An 8,356-nucleotide genomic window follows, 5' to 3' on the forward strand; every position below is an offset into this window, starting at 1 on the left:
ACCCGCAACCGCCGACTCGGTTCGCTACGCCCGTCCCGGGAAGGTGACGGTGACCGGGACCGATCCCAGAATCGTCTGCCAGCGGGCGCGGCGAACGGCGGCCTCGGTGAGGGCTTCCGTCGCGGTGGCGCGCACCACTTCGTCGGTCGCGTTCTCCACGACCGCGTACCACGCTGCCGCGCAATCGGTTTCGACGCTCACCGCGAGATGCGCCGCGGGGATCGGGTCGTCGACCGGGGCGGGTGGGGTGTAGGCGGCGCGGGGAGCGTCGGGCGCGGTGCCCTCCGCTTCGAGCAGTTCGACCGTGCTGTCGCGACGTGCTCGATGCGCGGCGCTGAACTCGGCGACCAGCCGGGACCGGTCGGCATTGGCGTACGCGGCGATCAGGCCGTAGGAGTAGACGGCCGCGTACTCGGCATCGAGTGCGCTCTGCAATGCCGTTCGCTGTTCGGTCATGTCAGCAGGACTCCTGCCTGGGTGGCACAGGCCGCGCTGATCGACGCGAGAAGACCTGCGCGATAGCCGGTTTCGGTGCGGGCCAGGGCGGCGGCGGACTGTTGGGACCGGACCAGCTGATCACGCACTTGCGCGAGGGTGGCCGGCTGCGCGGACGCGGTCTCGGCCTCCGAGGCCGGGACCGGCGATCCGCCGGGGCCGGGCACGGTCACGGCGCCCGTGCGATGAACGGGCGTGGTGCCGTCGCCGTACACGCCGATCACCCGGTCGATTTCGGTGCGGAGCGCGTCGGCGTGCGCGGTGCGCTCGGTGGCGATCGTGCTCAGCGCGGCATTCGACTGGGGTGCCAGCGCGATCGCCGCGGTCGCGGTCGCGGCATCGGCGCGAGCCAGAACTTCTTGCGCGGCAAGAGGATCCGGCGCGTGGACGGTATCGTCCTCGGTGCAGGCGGCCAGCGTGGCCACCACGGGAAGGCCGATCGCGCTCGCGCCGACGAGTCGGAGCACGGTGCGGCGGCGCCAGGCAGGCCGGGTGTCGACCCGTCCGGTCGCCGACGGTGAAAGCTGCTGCACCGGTGTGGGATGCGGCACTACGGCGGGCGGCGGCGACGCGGTCGCGCCGGTGGGAGCTTGCGTCGGCCCGGCGAGGTGCGCGTCGGCGGGCTCGACCCGTAACCGAGAGGGTTCGTGCCGGTCGGAACGCATGCCGGAAGGTCGCCCGGCTCTCGGCGGGACGGAATGGCGGTGGGGCACGTTGACCATCGTGCCAGATCTCACGCGGGCGGCTCGCATGCGTGCTGACAGGCCTCGGGCACGCCGAGTCGGACCGGTGCGTGGCGCTCAGCGCCTGGTCCTTTACACTCTCTGAGCGCGTTACGCTAGACCTTCGGCGTAGATATTTCCGATCGCGTCACAACTGAACCAGGAGCCGCCCATATGCCGATGCCCACCGAGGAAAGGGTGAGCCAGCTAGTCGCTGAGCTCGTCGCACGCCGGGGATTCGACCTCGAGGGCGTCGCGATCGCCGCCGCGGGCAATGGCGAGCTGGCTCCGGTTCGAGTGAAGGTCACCGTCGACAGCGACGGCCCCGCCGACCTGGACGCCATCGCCGCGCTCAGCCGCGAGATGTCCGAACTTCTCGATGCCGCAGGCGATTTCGGCGAAGCCGCCTATCTGCTCGAAGTGACGACTCCCGGCGTGGAGCGCCCGCTCACCACCGAACGGCATTGGCGGCGCGCACAGGGCCGCAAGGTCCGCGTGAAGCTGGCCGACGGCGCCGAGCGGATCGAGGGCAAGGCCCGGTTCGACGCGCGCGTCGGCCAGTTCACCGACGACGCCACCGCCATCGCGCTCGTCATCGGCGGCAAGGTGAAGCCACACCGCGTACACGTTCCGGTCGTCGATATCGCCGAGGCTGTCGTCCAGGTCGAGTTCAACGCACCGGGCGCCGCCGAACTCGAGCTCGCGGGCGGTATCGCACCGGGCCGCCCGGTACCGGGCGAAGAACCCGCCGACCTCGCCGCACCAGGACAACACAGTGACACTCCCACCGAAGGGGTTGCGGAATGAATATTGAAATCGAAGCCTTGCGGGCGATCGTCGCCGACAAAGGTATCTCGATCGAGACCGTGATCTCGGCGATCGAGTCGGCACTGCTCACCGCCTACCGGCACACCGACGGCCACGAGGCCAACGCGCGCATCGACATCAACCAGAAGACCGGTGTGGTGCGGGTGATGGCGCGTGAGCTCGACGCCGACGGCAACCTCGTCTCCGAATGGGACGACACCCCGGAGGGTTTCGGCCGCATCGCCGCGACCACCGCCCGCCAGGTGGTGCTGCAGCGGCTGCGTGACGCCGAGAACGAGAAGTCCTTCGGCGACTTCGCCACCCACGAGGGTGAGATCGTCGGCGGTGTGGTCCAGCGCGACGCCAGGGCCAATGCCCGCGGCATCGTGGTGGTACGCATCGGCAGCGAGGCCAACGGCGCCGAGGGACTGATCCCGCCCGCCGAGCAGGTGCCGGGCGAGACCTACGAGCACGGCGACCGGATCAAGTGCTACGTCTACGGTGTCTCGCGTGGCCCGCGTGGTCCGCAGATCCAGCTCTCGCGCACCCACCCGAACCTGGTGCGGCGGCTGTTCTCGCTCGAGGTGCCCGAGATCGCCGACGGCTCCGTCGAGATCGTCGCGGTGGCGCGCGAGTCGGGACACCGGTCCAAGATCGCCGTGCAGTCCACCGTGCCGGGCGTGAACGCCAAGGGCGCGTGCATCGGCCCGATGGGTCAGCGCGTGCGCAACGTGATGAGTGAACTGGCGGGCGAGAAGATCGATATCATCGACTACGCCGAGGATCCGGCGACGTTCGTCGGCAATGCGCTCTCGCCGTCGAAGGTGGTTTCGGTCACCGTCGTCGATCCCGACGCCAGGGCGGCACGCGTGATCGTGCCGGACTTCCAGCTCTCCCTCGCCATCGGCAAGGAGGGCCAGAATGCCCGCCTGGCTGCCCGTCTGACGGGCTGGCGCATCGATATCCGCAGCGACGCGGCTCCGCAACCGGACGACTCCGCCCGGCCGGAAGCGCACCGTAGCTGATCCGAACACGTCGAATCCCGACCGGCGGATGACATGTTCGTAACTTCCGGAGGGGAGGGGTTCGTCGTTATGACCGGGTCACCGGTAGAGTGGGTACAGGACCGGCCCGCGCAATCCGTTCGCACCTGTATCGGATGCCGTCAGCGCGAGCCGTCTGCCGACCTGTTGCGGATCGTGGCGCAGCATCGGAACACCGATGTCGCGATTGTTCCCGATCCGCGGCGCAGACAGCCCGGACGGGGTGCATGGCTGCACCCCGTTTCAGTTTGTTTGCGTTCCGCAGAGCGGCGCCGAGCATTCGGCAGAGCCCTACGAGTGTCCGGAAATCTGGATATCTCAGCCCTGGAGCAGTACCTCGAGAACAGGCACGAGCACTCATGAGCACACCGTGAAGCACCAACGATGAACGTCCGTCGGAGATAACCCGAGGTCGTGCGGGCCCGCCTTACCTAGGCGGCGTCACTGCTCGGCCTCTCAGTGAGGAGAGCAGTGGCAGGCAAGGCCCGCGTGCACGAGTTGGCTAAAGAGCTCGGTGTCACAAGCAAGGAACTACTCGCGAAGCTCAAGGAGCAAGGCGAGTTCGTGAAGTCGGCGTCCTCGACGGTGGAAGCACCCGTCGCACGTCGTCTGCGCGAATCACTGGCGTCGAAGTCCGCTCCGGCGGCCGATGCCAAGTCGGCGGCCCGTCCCGGCCCGTCGTCGGCAGCAGCAGCCCGTCCGGCTGCCAAGCCCACCCCCGGTGGCCCTCGCCCCGGTCCGCGTCCGGCTCCGGCCGCTCCCGCCCCGGCAGCCGCTGCCGCGCCGGCTGCGCCGAAGCCCGAACAGGCCGCTCCGGTCGAGGCCAAGCCCGCTACTCCGGCACCCGCGAGCCCCGCTCCGGCCGCCGCGCAGTCGGCTCCGGCCACCAAGCCCGCAGGCGCCCCCGCGCCCGGCCCGCGTCCGGCTCCCGCCGCGCCGCGTCCGGCACAGGCGCCCGCCGCAGGTCAGACCCGTCCGGGTCAGGCGACGCCGGGTGCTGCCGCGCCCGGTCCGCGTCCGGCCGGTCCCGGCCCGAAGCCGGGGCCGAAGGCTCCGCGCGTCGGCAACAACCCGTTCAGCTCGGCGCCCGATCGTGAGCGTCCGGCACCGCGTCCCGCTCCGCAGGGTGGCCCGCGTCCCACTCCGGGTCAGGGCGGTCCCCGTCCGGCTCCCGGTCAGGGTGGCCCGCGTCCCGCTCCCGGTCAGGGCGGTCCCCGCCCCGGTCAGGGTGGTCAGGGTCAGCGTCCGGCCGCCGCGCAGGGCGGTGCCCCGCGTCCCGGTGGTCCCCGTCCCAACCCGGGTTCGATGCCTCCGCGTCCGAACCCCGGCGCCATGCCCGCACGCTCCGCACGTCCCGGCCCCGCGGCCGGTGGCCGTCCGGGTCGTCCGGGTGGCGCTCCCGGCGGTGGCGGCGCAGGCCGTCCCGGTGGTGGCGGTGGCGGTGGCGGTTACCGCGGTGGCGGTGCCCCCGGCGCTCCCGGTGCCGGCGCTCCCGCGGCCGGTGGTTTCCGTGGTCGTCCCGGTGGCGGCGGCGGTCGTCCCGGTGGTCCCGGTGGCCGTGGTGGTGCCGCAGGCGCCTTCGGTCGTCCCGGTGGCGCGGTTCGCCGTGGCCGTAAGTCGAAGCGGGCGAAGCGCGCCGAGTACGAGAACATGCAGGCTCCCGCCGTCGGTGGCGTGCGTCTGCCCCGCGGCAACGGCGAGATCATCCGTCTCGCCCGTGGCGCATCGCTGTCGGACTTCGCCGAGAAGATCGACGCGAACCCCGCAGCTCTCGTGCAGGCACTGTTCAACCTCGGCGAGATGGTCACCGCGACCCAGTCGGTGAACGACGAGACCCTCGAGCTGCTCGGCGGCGAGATGAACTACGTCGTCCACGTGGTCAGCCCCGAGGACGAAGATCGCGAACTGCTGCAGTCGTTCGACCTCACCTACGGCGAAGACGCCGGCGGCGAGGACGACCTCGAGCACCGTCCGCCGGTCGTGACCGTCATGGGTCACGTCGACCACGGTAAGACCCGACTGCTCGACACGATCCGTAAGGCCAACGTCGCTGAGGGCGAGGCCGGTGGCATCACCCAGCACATCGGTGCCTACCAGGTGCTCACCAACCTCAACGAGGAAGAGCGTCTGATCACCTTCATCGACACCCCGGGTCACGAGGCGTTCACCGCCATGCGTGCTCGTGGTGCGAAGGCCACCGATATCGCGATCCTCGTGGTCGCGGCCGACGACGGCGTCATGCCGCAGACGGTGGAAGCGATCAACCACGCCCAAGCCGCTGATGTGCCGATCGTCGTCGCGATCAACAAGATCGACAAAGAGGGTGCGAACCCGGACAAGATCAAGCAGCAGCTCACCGAGTACGGCCTGGTCACCGAGGAGTACGGCGGCGACACCATGTTCGTCAACATCTCGGCCAAGCAGGGCACCAACATCGATCAGCTGCTCGAAGCCGTGCTGCTGACCGCGGATGCCTCGCTCGACCTGCGGGCCAACCCGGACATGGACGCCCAGGGTGTCGCCATCGAGGCGCACCTCGACCGCGGCCGTGGCCCCGTGGCCACCGTGCTCATCCAGCGCGGCACGCTGCACGTCGGCGACTCGATCGTGGCGGGCGACGCCTACGGTCGCGTCCGTCGCATGGTCGACGAGCACGGCGAGGACGTCCACGCGGCGACCCCGTCGCGCCCGGTCCAGGTCATCGGTTTCACCTCGGTGCCCGGCGCCGGTGACAACCTGATCGTGGTCGAGGAAGACCGCATCGCCCGGCAGATCGCTGATCGCCGCAATGCGCGTAAGCGCAACGCGCTGGCCGCTCGCAGCCGCAAGCGGATCAGCCTGGAAGATCTGGATGCCGCACTGAAGGAGACTTCGGAGCTCAACCTGATCCTCAAGGGCGACAACTCCGGTACCGTCGAGGCCCTCGAAGAGGCCCTGCTCGGCATCGAGATCGACGACGAGGTGCGTCTGCGCGTCATCGACCGCGGTGTCGGTGGCGTCACCGAGACCAACGTCAACCTGGCGTCGGCCTCCAACGCGATCATCATCGGCTTCAACGTCCGCGCGGAGGGCAAGGCCACTGAGCTGGCCAACCGCGAAGGCGTCGACATCCGGTACTACTCGGTGATCTACCAGGCGATCGACGAGATCGAGAAGGCCCTCAAGGGCATGCTCAAGCCGATCTACGAAGAGGTCGAGCTGGGCCGCGCCGAGATCCGCGCGATCTTCCGTTCGTCCAAGATCGGCAACATCGCCGGTTGCATGGTCACCTCCGGCTCGGTCAAGCGCAACGCCAAGGCGCGCCTGATCCGTGACGGTCGAGTGGTCGCGGAGACGATGACCATCTCCTCGCTCAAGCGGGAGAAGGACGATGCTCCTGAGGTTCGCGAAGGTTTCGAGTGCGGTATGACCGTCACCTACAGCGACATCAAGGACGGCGACATCATCGAGGCTTACGAGCTTCGTGAAAAGCCGCGCGACTGATCAACGCAATACCGCTCGATCCACGCCGCATCCGATTCTTCGGGTGCGGCGTGGAGTCTTGCGGGAACCCCATTTACCAGGAGGTGAGCACCGCTGTTCATCGGTGCGCTCGAATTCGATCTACTGCTCGGTGACGTGCATTCGCTCAAGGAGAAGCGGTCGGTGATCCGGCCGATCCTCGCCGAGCTGGGAAAGCGCTTCGGCGTGAATGCCGCCGAAGCCGGAGATCAAGACCTGCACCGCCGGGCACTGCTCGGGGTTGCCATGGTCAGTGCGGAAACGGGACACCTGAACGAGGTGCTCGACAAGTGTGAGCGGCACGTTGCCGCGCGTCCGGAGATAGAGTTGCTGGCAGTACGCCGCCGGATCTTCGGACCCGAAGACTAGGGAGGTTCAGCCATGGTTGATCAAGCCAGGGCACGCCGGCTCGCCAAGCGGATTTCCGCGATCGTGGCCACCGCGATCGAATACGAGATCAAGGATCCGCGGCTGCGGTTCGTCACCGTCACCGATGCCAAGGTGTCCGGGGATCTGCGCGAGGCGAACGTCTATTACACGGTGATGGGCGAGACCATCGACGCCGAACCCGACTACGCCGAGGCCGCCGCCGGGCTCGACGCGGCCAAGGGTGTGTTGCGGTCGAAGGTGGGCGCGGGTACCGGAGTGAAGTTCACCCCGATCCTGTCTTTCACTCTCGATAAGGTGCCCGAGGTGGCCCGCGAGATGGAAGAGTTGCTCGCGAGAGCTCGCGCCATCGACGACGAGGTGGCCAAGGTCGCCGCCAACGCCAAGCACGCGGGCGAGGCCGACCCGTACAAGGCCGATCGCGACGACGAAGACGAGTAGGCAGGCATGTCCGGTCAGCGCCCGCAGGCGGTAGCCCGAGTGACCACGCAGGGTACGTCATCCTGCCCGGTGGCCACCGCCTTGTCGGGCCGACGACCGGTGCCCGTCGTGGACGCCGGATGACCAGCGTCCGCGACGGGACCGAACTGGGCACAGCCGTCGCCGCCTTGGCGGCGGCGCGCTCGGTGACGATCCTGTGCCACGTGCAGCCCGATGCCGACACCGTGGGGAGCGGGCTGGCGCTGGCGCTGGCGCTGCACCGGCGCGAGGTACCGGTGTGTGTGTCCTTCGCCGAGCCCGCTGAGCTGCCCGCTTCGTTGCGCACGCTGCCCGGTGTGCAGCTGGTGGTGCCACCCGCGCAGGTGCCGGCCGAGGTGGACCTGTTGATCGTTGTCGACTGCGGCGCGCGCAGCCGTCTCGGCGCTCTCGCCGACCGATTACCCGGTGCGACCATGACATTGGTGATCGATCATCATCGGGCCAACGACGGCTTCGGCACCGTCGACCTGATCGACGAATCCGCGGCCTCGACCACCGAATTGGTGACCCGGCTCCTCGATGCGTGGGGCGTGGAGATCGACGCCCCCATCGCGCACTGCCTGTTCGCGGGACTGGTCACCGATACCGGCTCGTTCCGCTGGGCCCGGTCCGGCAGCCACGCGATGGCCGAACGCCTGCTCGCCACCGGCATCGACGGCACCGAGATCACCCGTGTCCTGCTCGACACCCACCCCTACGCCTGGCTCCCGATGTTGTCGAAGGTGCTGTCCACCGCCGTGGTCGTGCCCGCCGCCGCCGGTGTCGGCCTGGTCTACGCGCTCGTGCGCGCCGCCGACACCCACGACGTGGGCCCCGAAGAGGTCGAGAGCGTCATCGACGTCATCCGGACCACTGCCGAAGCGGGCATCGCCGCCGTCTTCAAGGAAGCCCGCGGCCAGAACGACCGCTGGACGGTCTCCC

9 protein-coding genes are annotated in these 8,356 nt (G+C 69.2%); 7 read left to right on the top strand and 2 right to left on the bottom strand.

Annotated features, from left to right (window positions below; translation table 11 throughout):
* Window positions 1–24: 24 nt before the first annotated feature.
* Both ACFWF3_RS15105 and ACFWF3_RS15110 read right to left on the bottom strand, forming a co-directional pair.
* A complete protein-coding gene (locus ACFWF3_RS15105; protein ID WP_378992332.1) occupies window positions 25–456 on the bottom strand; it encodes a ferritin-like domain-containing protein in 432 nt (143 codons plus the stop codon).
* Complete coding sequence (locus ACFWF3_RS15110) at window positions 453–1,160, bottom strand: hypothetical protein (protein WP_379314130.1); 708 nt, start codon at window positions 1,158–1,160, stop codon at window positions 453–455. Before ACFWF3_RS15110 ends, ACFWF3_RS15105 begins: the two co-directional genes overlap by 4 nt.
* 231 nt (window positions 1,161–1,391) lie before the next feature.
* On the opposite strand from ACFWF3_RS15110, the gene rimP reads away from it, so the two are divergent.
* The 7 genes from rimP to ACFWF3_RS15145 all read left to right on the top strand — a co-directional run.
* Complete coding sequence (gene rimP / locus ACFWF3_RS15115; protein ID WP_378992335.1) at window positions 1,392–2,024, top strand: ribosome maturation factor RimP; 633 nt, start codon at window positions 1,392–1,394, stop codon at window positions 2,022–2,024.
* A complete protein-coding gene (nusA, locus tag ACFWF3_RS15120; protein WP_378626517.1) occupies window positions 2,021–3,049 on the top strand; it encodes a transcription termination factor NusA in 1,029 nt (342 codons plus the stop codon). The genes rimP and nusA overlap by 4 nt, the downstream gene beginning before the upstream one ends.
* 69 nt (window positions 3,050–3,118) lie before the next feature.
* Window positions 3,119–3,430: a YlxR family protein gene (locus ACFWF3_RS15125; RefSeq protein ID WP_101468594.1), complete on the top strand. Its 312-nt coding sequence runs from the start codon at window positions 3,119–3,121 to the stop codon at window positions 3,428–3,430.
* Between the two features lie 108 nt (window positions 3,431–3,538).
* Window positions 3,539–6,550 (top strand): translation initiation factor IF-2, encoded by a 3,012-nt coding sequence (gene infB, locus ACFWF3_RS15130; RefSeq protein WP_379314131.1) that lies wholly within the window; start codon window positions 3,539–3,541, stop codon window positions 6,548–6,550.
* Window positions 6,551–6,643: 93 nt separating this feature from the next.
* Window positions 6,644–6,937: a DUF503 domain-containing protein gene (locus tag ACFWF3_RS15135; RefSeq protein WP_378628258.1), complete on the top strand. Its 294-nt coding sequence runs from the start codon at window positions 6,644–6,646 to the stop codon at window positions 6,935–6,937.
* Between the two features lie 12 nt (window positions 6,938–6,949).
* Window positions 6,950–7,396 carry a 30S ribosome-binding factor RbfA gene (gene rbfA, locus ACFWF3_RS15140; protein ID WP_378626520.1) on the top strand — a complete coding sequence of 149 codons (447 nt, stop codon included), beginning with the start codon at window positions 6,950–6,952 and terminating at the stop codon, window positions 7,394–7,396.
* Between the two features lie 119 nt (window positions 7,397–7,515).
* Window positions 7,516–8,356, top strand: an 841-nt coding sequence (locus tag ACFWF3_RS15145; RefSeq protein WP_379314132.1) for a bifunctional oligoribonuclease/PAP phosphatase NrnA, incomplete at its 3' end; no start/stop codon positions are given.

Source organism: Nocardia sp. NPDC060220, assembly GCF_042727815.1.
Taxonomy (GTDB): Bacteria; Actinomycetota; Actinomycetes; order Mycobacteriales; family Mycobacteriaceae; genus Nocardia.